This is a genomic window from Methylophilus sp. Leaf416, from assembly GCF_001424665.1.
Classification (GTDB): domain Bacteria; phylum Pseudomonadota; class Gammaproteobacteria; order Burkholderiales; family Methylophilaceae; genus Methylophilus.
In genome coordinates this window covers 233497-252409 of sequence record NZ_LMQS01000003.1, presented here as the reverse complement: position 1 = coordinate 252409, position 18913 = coordinate 233497, and the positions used below count along the sequence as shown (strand labels likewise).

The window sequence follows — 18913 nt, the reverse complement described above, 5'->3', positions numbered from 1 at the left end:
ACCATGTTCATACTAAAAAGTTGAACATTTATAAATTTACATAAATGCATTCAACCCTTATCTTGCAGGAAGCCAAGGCCAGTCGTCAATGTTTAATGCATGAAAAACCAGCCCATTTGCATATCCAGACAATGCCTGTTTTTCTAAGTCGAAAGCCGTTGCAGGCCATATTCACATAGCTGTTCGGCTTTATGCCAGCGCTGTGTTTCCGGCAAATTGCCAAAATGCACAATGCTGAATACTCCTTCAATGATAGATTGACAATACAGGCTCATCAGCTCGAAATCTGCATCTGGTTTCAACTCGCCAACAGTGATCGCTTGTTTGAGTAAAGCATTAATCTGTGTAATCCGTTTTTTTTCCCACGCATAGCGGTGTTGCAATAGTTCAGGCGAATCATCAATGCCGACATACAGAAAAAACAATACTTTCTGTATAGAGCTGGGTTCAATGTAACTGCGGATTTCCTGCAGGCAATAGTGTTTCAGATTGAGTAGAGGGCTCAGGTTTTCATTCCCATGAAAAGGTGCGACTTGTTCTATCACGCGTTCAGCCATTGCAGTTGCCAGTTCCAGCTTGCTTTTGTAATGACCATAGACGGCACCGCGCGAAAGTGCGGCGGATTCCGCAATGTCTGACATGGTGGTGAGCGTAAATCCCTTGTTGTAAAACACGGTTTCCGCAGCATCCATAATCTGGTCGCGGGTTTTTTGGGCATCCTCTTTGGTTTTTCTGGCCATGGCTAATGACATGCTTAAGAAATGAATGGCTTCATCATAGCAAAAAATAATTAATCAGTCACGATTGATTAATTAAATGGCAGCGGATAGAATGGAGGCAATCCGCATTTAAGGCATGTGTATGTCGCTATTCCGTTCAGTATCCATTTCCTTGTTTTTATTATTGTTTTTGGCTGCCTGCAGCAAAACTGAAGAGGCAGCCGTTGACCAGGCTGGCGCGCCCGAGGTTGAGGTGGTTCAGGTGCAATATACAGAAATACCTACGGAAGTGGAGCTGCCAGGTCGGGTAGAGGCTTTCCGGATTGCTGAAGTGCGGGCACGCGTCACCGGTATTGTCGCCAAGCGTTTGTACCAGGAAGGGCAAGTTGTCAAAGCCGGGACAATCTTGTTTGCGCTGAATCCCGAACAATTACAGGCTTCCAAGCTGGAAGCCGAAGCTGAGTTAGCCAGGACAGAAGCCAACCTGGTAAATGCCAATGACAAATTGCAACGCTACCAGGCATTAGTGAGCGACCAATCGGTGAGCCAGCGCGATTTTCGTGCGGCGCAAGCCGAAGCGCAGCTGGCAAAAGCCGAAGTGGCTGCCGCCCATGCCAAACTCAATCGCGCCAAACTGGATGTTGGCTATGCCAATGTGGCTGCACCTATTGATGGGGTGGCAAGACGTGCGCTGGTGACTGAAGGTGCGCTGGTGGGGAAGGATGAAGCCACGCATATGACCACGGTGGAGCAGGTAAATCCGGTCTATGTCAACTTCGCGCAATCTTCTTCTGAAGTGTTTGCCTTGCGCAAAGCACTGCGGGATGGACAACTCAAGGGCAGCGATGGCAAATTTAAAATCGAATTGATCCTTCCAGACGGGACAGCTTACCCAAGCGCTGGAAAACTGTCATTCTCGGATGTGTCTGTCAACCAGACCACAGACTCAGTAGTGATGCGCGCCATTTTTGAAAACCCGCAGCAAGAGTTGATGCCAGGCGCCTATGTGCGCCTGAAGATACGCCAGGCAACAAACCCGAAAGCCATTCTGATCCCACGTGATGCCTTGCTTCGCGACCAGTTTTCAGCAAGGGTTTGGGTAGTGAATGCACAGCAAGCGCTTGAATCACGTGAAGTGCAAACCGGCAGCCTGTCCGGCAAACAATGGGTGATTGAGCAGGGCTTGCAACCAGGCGAAAAGGTAGTGATCACCAATGCGGCTACACAAGTGGCGGGTACAAAAGTGAGGCCGAAAGTGGTCGGCGTAAATGATAAAGACGCTAGCAAAAGCGACACCACCGAAAAAACAACGAAAGCCGCTTCATGAGCAGATTCTTTATTGATCGCCCGATATTTGCATGGGTGATTGCTATCCTGATTGTGCTGGCCGGTATCCTGGCGATTAAACAATTGCCGATTGCACAATATCCTGACATCGCACCGCCAGTGGTCAATATCGCGGCGACTTATCCCGGCGCGTCAGCAAAAGTGGTCGAAGAAACCGTCACCTCGATTATTGAGCGCGAGATGAATGGCATGCCAGGCCTGATGTATGTATCGGCCACCAGCAATGTGGGCATGGCTTCCATCAGCGTCACTTTCCGCCAGGGCACTAACCCCGATCTGGCGGCGGTGGATGTGCAGAACCGCCTCAAGAGTGTGGAAGTGCGCTTGCCGGAAATCGTCCGCCGTAGCGGCATCATGGTCGAAAAATCTGCTGACAGCTTCCAGCTGATTGTGTCGCTGACTTCTGAAGATAACCGCTACAGCGAAATTGACCTTGGAGAGTTGTCTTCTGCCACTGTGATGCCTACGCTTAAACGCGTGCAGGGGGTGGGTAAGGTGCAATCTTTCAGCCCGGAATATGCCATGCGTATCTGGCCTGACCCGCAGAAGATGGCAGGCCTGAATGTTAGCGTGTCGGAAATTTCCAATGTTTTGCGTAGTTACAATACCCGCCTGACTCTGGGCCAGGTGGGTGCCAGCGGTGTGCCGGATGGCACGCCACTCAGTGTGTCACTGGAAGCAGATGCCACGCTTAAAACCGCGGAAGATTTCGCCAATGTGCCTATCCGCACGCAGCCGGACGGCTCAGCGTTGCTGGTCAAGGACGTCGCGCGCGTCGAAATGGGCAGCAGCGACTATACCTACAGCTCAAAAGTGAATGGTAAGAATGCAGCCGGTATGGCGATCAAACTGGCACCGGGTTCGAATGCGGTAGAAACGATCAAGCGCGTGAAGGTTGCCATGGAACAGATGCAGCCATACTTCCCGCCGAATGTGGTGTTCCAGCTATCGTATGACTCCTCTGCCTTTGTATCTATTTCGATCAAAAAAGTGATCCAGACCCTGATTGAGGCGGTGGTGCTGGTGTTTTTGGTCATGTACCTATTTATGCAAAACCTGCGCGCAACGCTGATCCCGACCATTGTGGTGCCGATTGCGCTAATGGGTACGTTTGCCGTGATGTACTGGCTGGGTTATTCGATTAATGTACTCACGATGTTTGGTGTGGTGCTGGCGATTGGTATCCTGGTCGATGATGCGATTGTGGTGGTGGAAAACGTAGAACGCCTGATTGTTGATGAAGGCTTGTCACCCTACGATGCTACTGTGAAAGCCATGTCGCAGATCAGTGGCGCAGTGGTTGGGATTACTGCCGTTCTGGTATCGGTGTTTATCCCGATGGCATTTTTCAGCGGTGCTGTGGGTAATATTTACCGCCAGTTTTCGCTGGCATTATCCGTCTCGATCAGTTTCTCTGCATTCCTCGCATTGTCGCTGACGCCTGCCTTGTGCGTGACCTTGTTACGCCATGAATCCGGGGCAAAAGCCGGTTTCTTTGTGTGGTTTAACCGCAGCTTTCAACACTTGACCGAGCGCTATACGCGATTGACTGGCGGCTTGCTCAAAAAACCATTGCGCTGGCTGGTAGTATTCACACTGATTGTGACCTTGGTCGGCTGGTTGTTTATGCGGTTGCCAGGCGCTTTCCTGCCGGAAGAAGACCAGGGAAACTTTATGGTGATGGTGTCATTGCCACAAGGTGCGACGCTGGCGGAAACCGCACAAGTGCTCGGTGATATGAGCAGCTATATCCAGAAGAACGAACCGGTGGATATCATTTTTGAAGTCAGTGGCTTCAGCTTTTACGGCACGAGCACCAATAGCGGCATGCTGTTTATCACGCTCAAAGACTGGGCAGAGCGGCCTGAGGCTGAACAGCAGGTGCAGGCGATTGTCAACCGCGTCAACCAGCATTTCTATGGCCGCCCCAACTTGACGATTTTCGCCATGAATGCGCCACCGCTGCCTGAGTTGGGTAGCGTAGGCGGATTTGACCTCAAGCTGGTGGACCGGGCGAGTGTCGGCATAGAAACGCTGATGAAAGCGCGTGACCAACTGATTTCTGAATCGGCCAAACATCCTGAATTAGCCAATGTATTGTTCGCAGGTTTGTACGATACACCGGTGGTTAACATGCAACTTAACCGCACTAAAGCCAATGCGCTAGGGGTGTCGCTGGATGAGATCAATGAGACGCTGGCGACGCTGTTGGGATCTAATTACCTGGGGGATTTTGTCTATGGCAACCAGGTGCGCCGGGTACTGATTCAGGCCGATGGCAAACAACGCCAGACGCTGGAAGATATTAAGAAAATCCGCCTGAAAGCGGCGGATGGCAGCCTGATACCGCTTTCTTCCATCATGACGCTGGATTGGGCCATGGGCACGCCGCAACGCACCCGTTTTAACGGTTTTCCTTCCTTTAATATCAATGGCGGGCCGGCGCCTGGTTACAGCAGTGGCGATGCCATGAAAAAAGTTGAGACGGTAGTGCAGGGCCTGGGCAAAGGCATAGGCTTTGAATGGGCCGGGCAATCACTGGAAGAAAAACAGTCCGGCAGCCAGGCTGCTTTGTTGTTCGGTTTATCTATCCTGGTGGTGTTCCTGGTGTTGGCTGCCTTGTATGAAAGCTGGGCGATCCCGTTCGCGGTGATGCTGGTAGTGCCTTTGGGGGTATTGGGCGCGGTATTAGGCGTGACCATACGGGGATTGCCGAATGACATTTATTTCAAGGTGGGCCTGATTGCCACCATAGGCCTGTCGGCGAAGAACGCCATCCTGATTGTGGAGTTTGCGCGTGAACATGTATTGCAGGGCATGCCATTAATTGAGGCCAGCCTGCTGGCCGCCAAAGAGCGTTTACGTCCGATTGTCATGACATCTCTGGCGTTTGGGGTTGGCGTGATCCCGCTGGCTTTCTCTACCGGTGCAGCATCTGGTGCCCAGGTGGCCATCGGTACCAGCGTGCTCGGCGGTATTATCACTGCCACCTTGCTGGCTATCTTTTTTGTTCCCTTGTTTTTTATGGTGGTCGGGCGCTGGATGCGCAAGCCGGAAACTCAACAAAAGGTGTCCCATGAAGTGTAGTCGTATCAAAGGCCAACTGGCAGCAGGCGTTGCGCTGGTGTTCGCGCTCAGCAGCTGCTCGCTGGTCCCTGAATATTTCAGGCCCCCAGCACCGGTGCCTGAAGCATATCCCGGACAACCCGCCAGTGATGCCGTGACCGAGGTGCCACCATTAACCTGGCAAAGTTACTTCCCGGATACCGATTTACAAAAACTGATTCAGGTAGCTTTAGAGCACAACCGCGACCTGAAAACGGCGGTGTTGCGCATGGACGAAGCCAAAGCCACTTATGGCATCCAGAAAGCCGACCGGTTACCAACCATACAAGGCAACCTCGCTTACGACCGCAGCAGAACCGTATTCAGTTCCAGCCAGGCCTTTGAAGCAGAGTTATTCCGGGTAGGCGTTGGTATCTCCGAGTACGAAGTGGATATATTTGGTCGCGTTAAAAGTTTATCTCAGGCCGCACTGGAACAATATCTGGCTGTCGCGGAAAACAGGCAGGCGATACAGGCTTCACTCGTCACCGAAATCGCCACGCAATACGTCAACCTGTTGACCATACACGCACAGCTCAAACTCGCACAGCAAACGCTGGATGACAGAAAACAGACTTTGCAGCGCACCCAGCGCCGTTTTGATGCAGGCTTAGACCAGATACTGGATGTGAAATCCGCACAGATTCAGGTAGAGCAAGTGCAGGCGCAATATGCGCAATGGCAACGCCAACTGGAAACCACCAAGAATGCGCTTTATTTATTGTTAGGCGAACCCTCACAGCGCACGGCGTTGATCGTCAAGCCACTGGAAGCACTCAGGCTAGGTAATACACCCGCCGGATTGCCTTCAACGCTGTTAACCAGAAGAGCCGATATCCGCGCAGCCGAGCATCAGTTGAAAGCCGCCAATGCCAATATCGGTGCTGCCCGCGCTGCGTTTTATCCGCGCCTGCAATTGACCACCAATGTTGGCCTGGTCAATTCTGACTTTTCCAAACTGTTTACCCAGACCGGCAGCAATTACTGGGCATTCAGTCCGCAACTGGTTATCCCGATCTTTAACTACGGCAGAAACAAAGCCAACCTGAACCTGGCAGAAGCGCGCCAGCACATCGAAGTCGTTAATTATGAAAAAACCATACAGACTGCATTTAAAGAAGTGATGGATGTGCTCTCTACTCGCACCGCAATTGAAGAAGAGTCCGCCGCCAGGACTCGCTTGAATGACCTGGAAAGCAGTCGCCTGCAACTGGTCAAACGCAAACTGGATCAGGGGCTGGTGACCTATTTGGAATTATTGGATGCTCAACGTAGTGTGCTGGATGCGCAGGCACAGGCATTGCAAATCAGGCAGCTGGCACTACAGAATCAAGTGAGCCTGTATAAAGCGCTTGGTGGCAGTTAAAAGATAGAAAAGTCAGTGGAGATATTTAATCTTGCGTTAAGTGTTGAGTTAACAAAAATTTTCACCTGAATTCATTTGCAACAAGGGAAAGTCAATTGCAAATTTCATTGATGAATGTATATTTAAATCAAATATTAAAAAAATATAAATAATATAGTTTCAGGGCGATTTCCCAGTTTTTTAAGCGTTTTTTGAAGTTCTTATTATTTCTAATTGAGGAGACCCATATGAAACAACTTAGTAAATTTGCAGTTGCCTTAAGCTTGGCATTCGGCTACACGCAGGCTTTCGCTGCAGCGTCAATTTTTGTCACAGAACCCGGTGCCGATGGTTTTCATATCGAAACTGGTGGTTTTAACGGTTCCAGCTATGAAATCACCAAGCTGGTTTTTGATTTTAGTACTGCAATCACCTCAGATGGAAGTGCCCTTGTCATTGACGGAACTCCAACTTCCGTGACCAATCCATCAGGTGGTACAGCTACATTCTTCGGTAGCGGTTCCGTATTCGGTTTTGATTTCACAAGTTTCAATACTTTTGATACGTTCAGCTTCACATGGGATCCTGACTCAGCCCTGAACCCTGATTTTGGTGCAACAGGTCTTGATTTCATCGGTGGTATTGTCACTGCTTATACCACTAACGGCCTTTACTCAGGCAGTTTCCAGTTAGTGGGTAGTGGTCCGGATGTAGCTGCTGCACTTTCACCAGTGCCAGAACCAGTATCTAGCGCAAGCTTCCTGGCTGGTCTGGGTGTATTAGGTTTGATTGCTGCTCGCCGTCGTTCATAGTTCGATCTGCATATAAAAAGCCCGTCACAATGTGATGGGCTTTTTTATTTTTACTCACATAAAACCTGATATTAAACCTGGGCTTTTACAAGCGCACAATCGCCAGTAATCAAGCTATAACAAATTGCCGAGTATCAGATAAAAACAGGTTTAAATGCTTTTTAAGCTGAAAGAAATCTTTGATAGTTATAGGAAAAATGTTACAGAAACCGTGGCATATATGATGTGTCACTTCTGACTATATTTCAACGCGCATGAGGGAGATACTCGAATTTACCGTACTATCTACCCTCACCAATCCAAGAGATAAAACTCCCTAATGCAAAGTGAAGTAAAAGAGCCTATCAGATACGCCGTAGTTGCGGCTGTTCAGCTACCCAATGTGAGTGATATCGAGTTTGAAGCCTCTTTGAGCGAGCTGCGCGAACTGGCAAAAACGCTGGGCTACAAAATCGTAAACACATTTGTGCAGAAGCGCACCAGCTTTGATACGACCGGCTATCTTGGGATAGGTAAGCGCGAGGAAATCCGTGATTATGTAAGTATTGAGTCTGCCGAGGATGAATCTCAGTCGCTGGATGCACAGTTACCTATTATTGAGGCCGTTCTGGTTGACCACGAAATTTCGCCGGCTCAGGCGCGTAACCTGGAAATTGAAGTGGGCTGTGAGGTGATGGATCGCACCATGGTCATCCTCGAAATCTTTCATCGCAATGCCCGCTCACGCGCCGCACGCGCCCAGGTGGAGATCGCGCGTCTTGGCTATATGGCGCCACGTTTGCGCGAGGCGGCGAAACTGGCAGGTCCGCAGGGCCGTCAGCGCAGTGGGGCGGGTGGCCGCGGGGCAGGTGAGTCGCACACCGAGCTGGACAGGCGCAAGATTCGCGACCGCATTGCCGATCTGCAGCAGGAAATTATCGTGATGGATGGCGAGCGCAGGACACAACGCGCCCGCCGTCAGGAGCGCCAGACGATGGCGAGTGTCGCCTTGGTCGGTTATACCAACGCCGGTAAATCTACCTTGATGCGCGCACTGACTGGCAGCGAAGTGCTGGTGGCGAATAAGCTTTTCGCCACACTGGACACCACGGTGCGGGCCCTGTACCCCGAGAGTGTGCCACGCGTGCTGGTCAGTGATACGGTCGGCTTTATCAAGAACCTGCCGCATGGCCTGGTCGCCTCTTTCAAGTCCACGCTGGATGAGGCGCTGGATGCGTCATTGCTGCTGCATGTGATTGATGCAAGCGATCCCGGTTTTGAGCGCCAGCTTGAAGTGACAGATAAAGTACTGGAAGAAATCGAAGCGGACGATGTGCCGCGTATCCGGGTGTTCAACAAGATAGACTATGTTGGCGATGCCACGGCGCAAGCCGAGTGCGATGCTGCCCTGCGTCTGAAATACCCGGATTGCATAGTGATGAGTGCCCGCCGCCCGGATGAAGTGGCGGCGCTCCGCCAGAAACTGGTCGACTTCTTCCAGCAGGACCTGGTTGAAGCCGAGATTTTTGTGCCCTGGTCCGCACAACAACTGCGCGGCAAAATTTACAGTACCTGTCAGGTAGTGAGCGAGCGCTCGGAGGATGACGGCACTTTTTTCACTGTGCGTGGCGAAGCCAACGATATCGATAGCCTGCGTGAACAGTTAACCCAGCTAGAGTGATGACAGTCACTTCCGACCCTGAGCCAATTCAATAAACGCCTGCACATAATCAATCTGGGTATCGGTTTCACGGATACCCAGGTAGATCTGTTTGGCGATACCTTGCTTCCCCAGCTTTACCGGCGTGACGTCAAAACGGTTTTGATATTCCTCCACCAGCCAGCGCGGTAAAGCGGCTACCCCACGGCCACTGGCCACCATTTGCAGCATGATATCTGTGGTTTCAATCGGTTTATGCACGTGCGGGCTGATGCCCGCCGGTTGCAGAAACTGGTTATAGATATCCAGCCGGTCTATCTCGACCGGGTAGGTGATCAGCGTTTCGTTGCTTAACTGTTCAGGCACGACATAGGCCGATTTTGCCAATGGATGCTGGTGGTTCACGATAAGCACTTGTTCATAATCAAACACCGGTTGAAATACCAGGCCAGGTTTGTATAACGGGTCCGGCGTGACCAGCATATCGATCTCGTAGCCAAACAGCGCGCCTATGCCACCAAACTGGAACTTCTGTTTCACGTCCACATCCACATCCGGCCAGTCGGCCAGGTAGGGTGACACTACTTTCAGCAACCACTGGTAGCAAGGATGGCACTCCATACCTATGCGTAAGGTGCCACGCTCGCCCTGGGCAAACTGGCGCAGGCGCTCTTCCGCCAGCGATAACTGTGGCAGCAAACGGTTGGCGACTGCCAGCATATATTGCCCGGCCTGGGTCAGGCGCAAACTGCGGCCCTCGCGTAGCCAGATATCCGTGCCCAGTTGCTGTTCCAGTTTTTTGATGGAGTGGCTTAGGGCAGATTGCGTGACAAATAATTTTTCAGCCGCTGCTGTCAGCGAGCCTTGCCGTTCAACCTCACGAATAATCGCCAAATGGATACGTTCAATCATCGTTTATGTATGAATAAAATTAATCGATGATTGAAATAATACCATTTTACTTCATGGTTTGTGTTTTCTAGAATGCGTGTTCTTAACGATTACAGGCGAGACAACCATGGTCACCACACACAATCTAGGATTTCCGCGCATAGGCGCAAAACGCGAATTGAAATTTGCCCTTGAGGCATACTGGAAAGGGCAGTCTTCACTAGAGGCTTTAAAGCAGATCGGCAAAGATTTACGCCAGGGTAACTGGTCGTTGCAGGCTAGTTTGGATTTAGCGCCTGTAGGTGACTTTGCATTTTATGACCAGGTGCTGGACATGAGTTTTACCCTGGGTAATTTGCCAGCACGTGTGCAGGACTTTCATGGCGACCAACTGGATAATTACTTCCGTGTAGCGCGTGGCCGTTCCACAGCGTCTGGCGAAGAGCATGCACATTGCTGCGGCGGGGTTACCGCCGGGGAAATGACCAAGTGGTTTGATACCAACTACCACTATATCGTGCCTGAATTCACCGCTGAGACCCAATTCAAGCTGGATGCGACTCGTCTGCTCGAACAATTAGCCGAAGCCAAAGCGCAAAACGTCAGAGCTAAACCAGTGATTGTTGGCCCTGTGACTTACCTTGCGATTGGTAAAGTCAAGGATCACTCAAACCGGCTAGCCTTGTTGCCACAATTGCTGCAGGTGTATACAGAGTTGCTGGAGACATTGGCCGCGCAAGACGTGGAATGGGTGCAGATTGACGAACCACTCCTGGTGACCGAGCTGGATGCGGAATGGCAGCATGCATTTAACCTGGCCTACCACCAGTTAAAGAGCTGCCGCGTCAAGTTACTGGTCGCCACTTACTTTGGCCAACTTGTCGATAACCAATACCTGGCGGCCAATTTGCCGGTGGCTGGCCTGCATGTGGACGTCATCAACGCACGTAGTGAAGTCGTTTCTTTGATTGGCATGTTGCCTGCGCATAAAGTGCTTTCAGTGGGTGTCATCAATGGGCGCAATATCTGGAAAACGGATTTGAATGCCACACTGGACTGGTTGGAACCGATTGCAGAACGCCTCGGTGATCGTTTGTGGTTGGCGCCTTCTTGTTCTTTATTGCATGTGCCTGTGGATCTGGAGAGTGAGCAAAAGCTGGATAGCGAGATTAAATCCTGGCTGGCGTTTGCTACCGAGAAACTACAAGAATTAAATGTTCTGGCTACCGCCTTGAATCAAGGTCGAGCGGCAGTCAAAGACCAGTTGGCAGACAATCAGGCCGCGATTGAAGCGCGTCGCAGTTCGCAACGCGTCAATCATCCGGTGGTGAAAGCAGCATTGGAAAAACTGACGCCACAATTAGGTCAGCGCAAGAGTGCTTATGCACAACGTGTGGCCAAACAGGCGGCATTGCTCAAGCTGCCTAAATACCCTACCACCACCATTGGTTCTTTCCCGCAAACTGCTGAGATTCGTCATGCCCGCAGTGAGTTCAAGGCAGGGCGCCTGGATGAGGCTGGCTACAAAATAGCCATGGAAGCTGAAATTGCCCGTAGCGTCAAAGAACAGGAAACCCTGGGTCTGGATGTATTGGTGCATGGCGAAGCCGAGCGTAATGACATGGTGGAATATTTCGGTGAGCAGCTGGATGGCTATGCGTTCAGCCAGTTTGGCTGGGTGCAGTCCTATGGCTCACGTTGTGTGAAACCACCTATTTTGTTTGGTGATATCAGTCGTCCCAAAGCCATGACCGTGGAGTGGATCAAGTATGCCCAATCATTGACCAGCAAGCCGATGAAAGGCATGCTGACCGGTCCGGTCACGATACTGAACTGGTCATTTGTACGCGATGACCAGCCGCGTTCTGTCTCGTGCTACCAGCTGGCATTGGCAATACGCCAGGAAGTGCTGGACCTGGAAAAAGCGGGCATCAATATGATCCAGATCGACGAAGCAGCCTTGCGTGAAGGGTTGCCATTGCGCAAGTCGCAATGGAATGAATACCTGCAATGGGCAGTGGAGTCATTCCGCATCACCGCCAATGGTGTCGCCGATGAAACACAGATTCATACCCACATGTGTTATTCGGAATTCAACGATATCATCCAATCGATTGCCGACATGGATGCCGATGTGATTACCATTGAAACCTCGCGTTCAGATATGGAGCTGCTGGATGCATTTGATGGCTTCAACTACCCGAACGAGATCGGGCCTGGCGTTTACGATATCCACTCACCGAATATTCCTAGCGAGGCACATATTGTGCAGTTGATGCAAAAGGCCGCCGAGCGCATACCTGCGGAGCGTTTATGGGTCAATCCGGATTGCGGCCTGAAAACACGACAATGGGCGGAAGTGTTGCCGGCGCTGACGAATATGGTGGCAGCAGCTAAAACGTTGCGGGCAAACGCTTAGTGAGTCTGTTTTAAGCGTATTTTTGGCTAAAAAGCGCTGATATCCGTAATAGATATCAGCGTTTTCTTTTTATAGCTGGTCATTAAACCTACCAGCGGCGGCTCAGCATAAAGTGCAGCACAATCGCCTCATTACGGATTTCCGAGTCGCCTAGCAATGCACTGTTGTATTTTACGCTGACCGGCAGCATCCACTCCACGCCACCGGTTGCAAGCCAGTTCTGGTCTATCTTGCGCGCGGCACCAAACGTCAGGTGATGCTCTAAAATGCCAGCCAGTAACGGGTTGGTAGTCTCACGTGGAATCGGGTTTCTGCCATAGTTGTGGCCCGCATAAATGGTCGTGCGGTCATCCCAGTTGTAAGCAACGCCGGTGGCGACCACCCACTGGTTTTTCCAGTCAGCAGGGTTGGTTGAACCATACACAGCAGGTGCTAAAGAATTGTTAGGGTTGGTGGCGCGTAATTTCACGTCATTGATCGCATCATCCCAGTTAAGCCAGTTTAGCTTGAATGAAAGCAGCCAGGCATCCGCCGGTTTAAATGCCAAACCCACAGCGACTTCACGCGGCAACGCGAAGCCTTTGACTGAGGCATCGGAATACTTCACCTTACCTAACCCTGCGCCGGTGAAATCAGCTACTAATGAGCCGCCAGTAAGTGGTAATTCAGTCTTTTCGCTGTAAGCGGCAGCCAGGGTCAATGTTGGAGTGACACGGTATTGCATGCCCAGCTTGAATCCGGTGCGTATTGCCGATGCATCTTCTAACTTATAGCCAATAAAGGGCGCAGCAGGGACTGAGGTATTGGCAAAAAAGTCCTGCTCTATGCTTGCATAGACAAAGTTCAAGCTGGCCCCGATTGAAAGTTTCTCGTTCACTTCGCAGCCAATGCCGGGAATAACCTTAGCGATGCCGAACAGTGATGATAAATCATCGCGATTGCCAAACGGCGTGCGGATTTTATCAAATACACCACCGGCGCCGCCTTGTGCGAAGAAACCTACGCCCGCCGTGCAGGATGTGTCTTCAATTGGTCGCGCATAACCACCGCCGCCTAGAGGCGTGTAACGGTTAGAGGCATGTTCTTCGTTGCGGGGGTCTTTATGCACCAGGTCGGTGGTGCGTAGTATCGAGCCAAACATGTCCAGCAGCGGCGCCTTGATCTGCGTCAGCCCGGCCGGATTGGTATTCAGCGCGCTGGTGTCGCGTGCAACTGCTACATCAGCACCCGCCATCAGGCTGGATTCAGCGCCAAAGCCTATCAGGTTAATACCATTGGTGGCATGTGCAGCACTGCCAGTGATAGCCAAAATCAGGACGGTTGCCAGGCGAATCGTGGAGAAATTGAAGTAAGTCATTGCGAGTGTGGTTTTCGTTAGTGGCTTATAGTTTTACATAAACAGGCAAAACAGTATCGCGATAATAGAGCGGCAATTGCACTGTATTTTTAACCTGGAAAAGAGTTTTCTAACAGATTCATTTTGCCGATTTTGTCGCTGATAGCATAGTCTCATATTTGTTGGAGATCACCACTTGCAAGACTTGCGTTTTTATCGCCCATTCCTGTTTTAAGCACCCTGATTAAAAATGTTTCAGCTTTGTAACAAGCAATGCGCAAATTTATTAAAAATGCAATGCATTTCCACAAAATTTTCTTAAAAAAAATCTTAAAAATAATTCTTTAATAGAAACAACCAGTTGACTATTTTGGCGTGACTTTATAACTATATCTTGTGTTTTGTCTGATTGAAAAGCCATAGATATTGTTTTATAGTCGCATCCATACGGTTTGCAGGAGAAACACTTCTTCTGCATTTAAAAGGGAATCTGGTGCGTGAAACACTGCACGGTATTCATCAAGCCAGGGCTGCCCCCGCAACTGTGATCAGCGAGTTGTTTGCGAACACTTTAAGCCACTGAAGTAATTCGGGAAGGCGACAGCAAATAATCATGACCTGAGAGCCAGGAGACCGACCGTCAGTTTTTTTACTTGTTAACGTTTGAGGCGGGGTGTCCTCGGCAGTTGCAGTGCATTTATCATGATGTCGGGTGTTGCCCGGTGTGCCATGTTTGCGTTTGCGTCTTTGCTCCTGACCCCCGCTGCCAGAATTGGGAGCCATCAATGTCACAATACGAATCCATGCAGGCCACAAAAAGAGATGGTCGCAAGGAACCTATCAATCTCGACAAAATTCACCGCGTGATTGATTGGGCAGCACAAGGCCTGAATAACGTGTCGGTGTCGCAGGTAGAGTTGCGCTCCCATATCCAGTTCTATGATGGCATCCGCACTGATGCCATTCATGAGACCATCATCAAATCCGCGGCGGACCTGATCTCTGAAGAAACACCGGATTACCAGTACCTCGCAGCCCGCCTGTCGATTTTCCATTTGCGCAAGATTGCTTATGGCCAGTTTGAGCCACCGCACCTGTTTGACCATGTGACCGGCCTGACCGAGCTCGGCAAATATGACCAGCACTTGTTGCGTGATTACAGCCGTGAAGAATTCGATGTGCTCAATGGCTATATTGACCACTGGCGTGACCTGAATTTCTCTTACGCGGCGGTCAAGCAGCTTGAGGGTAAATACCTGGTACAAAACCGTGTCACCAAGAAAATCTACGAGAGCCCGCAGTTCCTGTACATTTTGGTGGCCATGTGCCTGTTTGCCAACTATAAAGGCCAGGCGCGTCTGGACCTGATCAAGCGTTTTTACGACGCTGTTTCCACGTTCAAGATTTCTCTGCCTACGCCTATCATGTCCGGCGTGCGTACGCCTACCCGCCAGTTCAGTTCCTGTGTGCTGATCGAGTGTGATGACAGCCTGGATAGCATCAACGCCACTTCCAGCGCGATTGTGAAATACGTCTCGCAACGGGCCGGGATCGGCGTCAACGCTGGCCGCATCCGCGCCCTTGGTAGCGAAATCCGTGGCGGCGAAGCGCAACATACCGGTTGCCTGCCGTTCTACAAACTGTTCCAGTCCGCAGTGAAATCCTGCTCGCAGGGTGGTGTGCGTGGTGGTGCGGCAACCTTGTTCTACCCGCTGTGGCACCTGGAAGTGGAGTCATTGCTGGTGTTGAAAAACAACCGTGGTGTGGAAGAAAACCGCGTGCGTCACCTCGACTACGGCGTACAGATCAACCGCCTGATGTACCAGCGCCTGATCAAGAGCCAGAACATTACCCTGTTCTCGCCGCATGATATTCCTGGCCTGTACGATGCTTTCTTTGCCGACCAGGATGAGTTCGAACGCCTGTATACGCAATACGAAAACGATGACAGCATCCGTAAACGGACTATTCCGGCGGTGGAGTTGTTCTCGCTGATGATGCAGGAACGCGCCGGTACCGGCCGTATCTACATCCAGAACGTTGACCACTGCAACACGCACAGCCCGTTTGACCCGGCTGTCGCGCCAGTGCGCCAGTCCAACCTGTGTATGGAAATCGCGCTGCCAACCAAGGCATTGAATGACATCAATGATGAAGAAGGCGAAATCGCACTGTGCACTCTGTCAGCCTTCAACCTCGGTGCGCTGGAATCACTGGACGAGCTGGAAGGCCTGTCTGACCTGGTGGTGCGTGCGCTGGATGCCTTGCTGGTATACCAGGATTACCCGGTCAAAGCTGCCTCGAACGCGACCGACAAGCGCCGCTCACTGGGTGTGGGTGTGATCAACTATGCGTATTACCTGGCGAAAAACGGCACCAGCTATACCGACGATGCAGCGCTGGGCCTGACCCACCGTACCTTTGAAGCGATCCAGTATTACCTGCTGAAAGCTTCGGTACAGTTATCACGTGAATTCGGCCCATGCCAGGCGTTTAACGAAACCACTTACGCCAAGGGCATTCTGCCAATTGATACCTATAAAAAGGATCTGGATAGCGTGACGACGGAACCGTTGCTGCTGGACTGGGAAAGCCTGCGCAAAGAAATCCAGAAAGATGGCTTGCGTAACTCCACCCTGACCGCGCTGATGCCATCAGAAACTTCCAGCCAGATCGCCAACGCGACTAACGGTATTGAGCCACCGCGCGGCCTGGTCACCGTCAAGCAATCCAAAGACGGTATCCTGCGCCAGGTCGTGCCGGAGATCGACCGCCTGCGTGACCAGTACCAGTTACTATGGAAAATGCCTAACAACGATGGCTACCTCAAGCTGGTGGGCATCATGCAGAAGTTTGTCGACCAGTCTATTTCTGCCAACACCAACTACGACCCGACCCGTTTTGAAGGCGGCCGTGTGCCGATGAAGCAGTTGCTGAAAGATCTGCTGCAAGTGTACAAACTGGGCATCAAAACGCTGTACTACCATAACACGCGTGACGGAGCCACCGAAGGCGGCACCGAGGCGGAGGATGATGGTTGTGCCGGTGGTGCCTGCAAAATCTAAATAATAAGTGGCTGCGCCGGCGAATAGCGGCGTTGCGCGGTACTCACAACCTCGCCGTACTATTTGTACTGTCTCGGTTGTTGCGTTCCGGGCGCCTTGCACTTCATCCGGCTCGCTCACTTATTTGGTATGTTTTGCAGTGAAGTAGTAAATACATTTTAAAAAGCAGTTTGAGTATTGAAACTTAAACATTAGGAACACGGCCATGGCCTACAGCATCTTTACCAAAACAGACAACGATCAACTCAAAGAACCCATGTTCTTCGGTCAGCCCGTCAACGTGGCGCGTTATGACCAGCAGAAATATCCGGTATTCGAGCGGTTGATCGAGAAGCAGCTTTCTTTCTTCTGGCGTCCGGAAGAGGTGGATGTGTCGCAGGACCGTTCTGATTACCAGAACCTGCCGGAGCATGAAAAGCATATTTTCCTCAGCAACCTGAAGTATCAGACGCTGCTCGATTCCATCCAGGGCCGTAGCCCCAACGTGGCTTTGCTGCCGCTGGTGTCACTGCCAGAGCTGGAAACCTGGATCGAGACCTGGGCGTTTTCCGAGACCATCCACTCGCGCTCATACACCCATATCATCCGCAACATCGTCAATGATCCTTCCATCATTTTTGATGACATCGTGCGCAACGACAACATCACTGCCCGTGCATCGGATATCGCCCATTATTACGATGAGCTGATCCAGCAGACCATGCTGTATTCACAGCTGGGCGAGGGCGATCACGTGATCAATGGCGAGAAAAAAGTGGTCAATCGCCGCGAGCTGAAAAAGCTGTTGTACCGCTGCCTGATGAACGTGAATATCCTTGAAGCGATCCGTTTCTACGTCAGCTTTGCCTGCTCATTCGCCTTTGCCGAGCGCAAGGTGATGGAAGGCAACGCCAAGATCATCCGCCTGATTGCACGTGACGAAGCTCTGCACCTCACCGGCACCCAGCACATGCTCAACATCATGCGTTCGGGGCAGGACGATGCCGAGTTCGCCGAGATCGCCGCCGAGTTGCACCAGGAATGTTTCGAGATGTTTAAAACTGCCGCCGAGCAGGAAAAACAATGGGCAGAATACCTGTTTAAAGATGGCTCCATGATAGGCCTCAACAAAGACATCCTCTGCCAGTATGTCGAGTACATCACCAACACACGCATGGCGTCGGTCGGCCTGCCACCGGCTTTCCCCAATGCCAAAAGCAACCCGATTCCATGGATCAACACGTGGCTGGCGTCAGACACCGTGCAAGTCGCCCCGCAAGAAGTGGAATTAAGTTCTTACCTGATTGGTCAGATTGACTCGGAGATGTCGGCAGATGATCTCAACGACTTTGAACTCTAATAAGTGGCTGCGCGGGTAAATTGCGGCGTTGCACTGATCCCTCGCGCACTTATTCAAATTGACTTTTTAAGTGAACACCACCCCACGTGAGCGTTGTACAAAGCCAGCACATCCGCTTTAACCTTATCCCGCAGGAAACCCTGCTCGAAGGCCTTGAACGCACCGGGCACGAAGTAGAGTACCAGTGCCGGAGCGGTTATTGTGGCGGGTGCCGCGTTCGCTTGCTGGCGGGGGAAGTGGAATACCTTGAACAACCGCTGGCATTTATCGGTGCGGACGAAATCCTGCCTTGTTGCTGCGTACCCAAATCAGACATCCGGGTCGATTGCGAGCTCAGGCTTGATGTGCAAAAAGCCCAAATGCAAAACGATATGTTCCCTGCGCAACAATCCCTGTTTGATGAGCCTATGCTCACCCCCAAACATGCGCCAGTGAAAAAGCCAGCGAGAAAAAGGGCAGCCAAAAACAATACACGGGCAAACAACCTGTCATTGTTCTAATTTGCAAAGTACCAATAAAAAAGGCGCCTGTATCAACAAGCGCCTTTAGAGTCGGCAATCAGGGCTGGTTCTTAACGCCAGCCTGTCCTCCCCATGTTAGGGGCGTACCCACTGCATTTTTATATGTGGTGTACGTGCTTTCGAATCCTTCTTCACAACAATATCGCAACTGATAATTTCACAGCGCCAGTACATCTGGCGAATCTTCTCATCTGCTTCGGTGCGAGACTTGCCAAACACCTGCAAATTCTCAACCAGCACCCCATTCGCACTGCGTATGGTGTACAAATACTTTCCTGATATGTCCATCATCAATAAACACCCCGCGTATTGATCGGTGTAAAACACCGTAATTTTTCTGATATTTGCAACATTAACAGACAATTTTGTGTATGT

The 18913-nt window shown here is 51.1% G+C and carries 13 protein-coding genes and 1 riboswitch; of the genes, 9 read left to right on the top strand and 4 right to left on the bottom strand.

Translation table 11 applies throughout. From position 1 onward, the window contains the following. Positions 1-143: 143 nt before the first annotated feature. Positions 144-740 (bottom strand): TetR family transcriptional regulator, encoded by a 597-nt coding sequence (locus ASG34_RS09075; RefSeq protein ID WP_055830019.1) that lies wholly within the window; start codon positions 738-740, stop codon positions 144-146. A gap of 121 nt (positions 741-861) precedes the next feature. Here ASG34_RS09075 and ASG34_RS09070 point away from each other — a divergent pair, with 121 nt between their 5' ends. From ASG34_RS09070 to hflX, 5 genes are all read left to right on the top strand, one after another. Then, on the top strand, positions 862-2046 hold the full coding sequence (locus ASG34_RS09070) for an efflux RND transporter periplasmic adaptor subunit (protein ID WP_055829727.1): 1185 nt from the start codon (positions 862-864) through the stop codon (positions 2044-2046). Further along, entirely contained in the window at positions 2043-5153 is a 3111-nt protein-coding gene (locus ASG34_RS09065; protein ID WP_055829724.1) for a multidrug efflux RND transporter permease subunit, read from the top strand. Before ASG34_RS09070 ends, ASG34_RS09065 begins: the two co-directional genes overlap by 4 nt. Beyond that, positions 5143-6537, top strand: coding sequence for an efflux transporter outer membrane subunit (locus ASG34_RS09060; protein WP_055829722.1), 1395 nt, complete (start codon positions 5143-5145; stop codon positions 6535-6537). The genes ASG34_RS09065 and ASG34_RS09060 overlap by 11 nt, the downstream gene beginning before the upstream one ends. A 227-nt stretch (positions 6538-6764) precedes the next feature. Beyond that, positions 6765-7328, top strand: a complete 564-nt coding sequence (locus tag ASG34_RS09055; protein ID WP_055829720.1) for a PEP-CTERM sorting domain-containing protein — start codon at positions 6765-6767, stop codon at positions 7326-7328. Positions 7329-7647: 319 nt separating this feature from the next. Continuing rightward, complete coding sequence (hflX, locus tag ASG34_RS09050; protein WP_055829717.1) at positions 7648-8988, top strand: GTPase HflX; 1341 nt, start codon at positions 7648-7650, stop codon at positions 8986-8988. Between the two features lie 6 nt (positions 8989-8994). On the opposite strand, the gene ASG34_RS09045 is transcribed toward hflX, so the two are convergent. Beyond that, positions 8995-9879: a LysR family transcriptional regulator gene (locus ASG34_RS09045; RefSeq protein WP_055829715.1), complete on the bottom strand. Its 885-nt coding sequence runs from the start codon at positions 9877-9879 to the stop codon at positions 8995-8997. Between the two features lie 106 nt (positions 9880-9985). Here ASG34_RS09045 and metE point away from each other — a divergent pair, with 106 nt between their 5' ends. Further along, positions 9986-12277 carry a 5-methyltetrahydropteroyltriglutamate--homocysteine S-methyltransferase gene (metE, locus tag ASG34_RS09040; RefSeq protein WP_055829713.1) on the top strand — a complete coding sequence of 764 codons (2292 nt, stop codon included), beginning with the start codon at positions 9986-9988 and terminating at the stop codon, positions 12275-12277. 88 nt (positions 12278-12365) lie between these two features. On the opposite strand, the gene ASG34_RS09035 is transcribed toward metE, so the two are convergent. Next, a complete protein-coding gene (locus ASG34_RS09035) occupies positions 12366-13634 on the bottom strand; it encodes an OmpP1/FadL family transporter (protein WP_055829711.1) in 1269 nt (422 codons plus the stop codon). A 410-nt stretch (positions 13635-14044) separates the two neighbouring features. After that, a riboswitch (cobalamin riboswitch) is annotated at positions 14045-14269 on the top strand. Between the two features lie 129 nt (positions 14270-14398). Here ASG34_RS09035 and nrdA point away from each other — a divergent pair. The 3 genes from nrdA to yfaE all read left to right on the top strand — a co-directional run bounded on the left by nrdA (position 14399) and on the right by yfaE (position 18517). Further along, positions 14399-16678, top strand: a complete 2280-nt coding sequence (gene nrdA / locus ASG34_RS09025; protein ID WP_055829707.1) for a class 1a ribonucleoside-diphosphate reductase subunit alpha — start codon at positions 14399-14401, stop codon at positions 16676-16678. 205 nt (positions 16679-16883) lie between these two features. After that, positions 16884-18017 (top strand): class Ia ribonucleoside-diphosphate reductase subunit beta, encoded by a 1134-nt coding sequence (nrdB, locus tag ASG34_RS09020; protein ID WP_055829705.1) that lies wholly within the window; start codon positions 16884-16886, stop codon positions 18015-18017. Between the two features lie 86 nt (positions 18018-18103). After that, a complete protein-coding gene (gene yfaE, locus ASG34_RS14270) occupies positions 18104-18517 on the top strand; it encodes a class I ribonucleotide reductase maintenance protein YfaE (protein WP_055829702.1) in 414 nt (137 codons plus the stop codon). Between the two features lie 96 nt (positions 18518-18613). Here the strand turns inward: yfaE and ASG34_RS09010 are convergent, their stop codons facing one another. Then, positions 18614-18829 (bottom strand): hypothetical protein, encoded by a 216-nt coding sequence (locus ASG34_RS09010; protein ID WP_235559733.1) that lies wholly within the window; start codon positions 18827-18829, stop codon positions 18614-18616. Between the last annotated feature and the right edge of the window lie 84 nt (positions 18830-18913).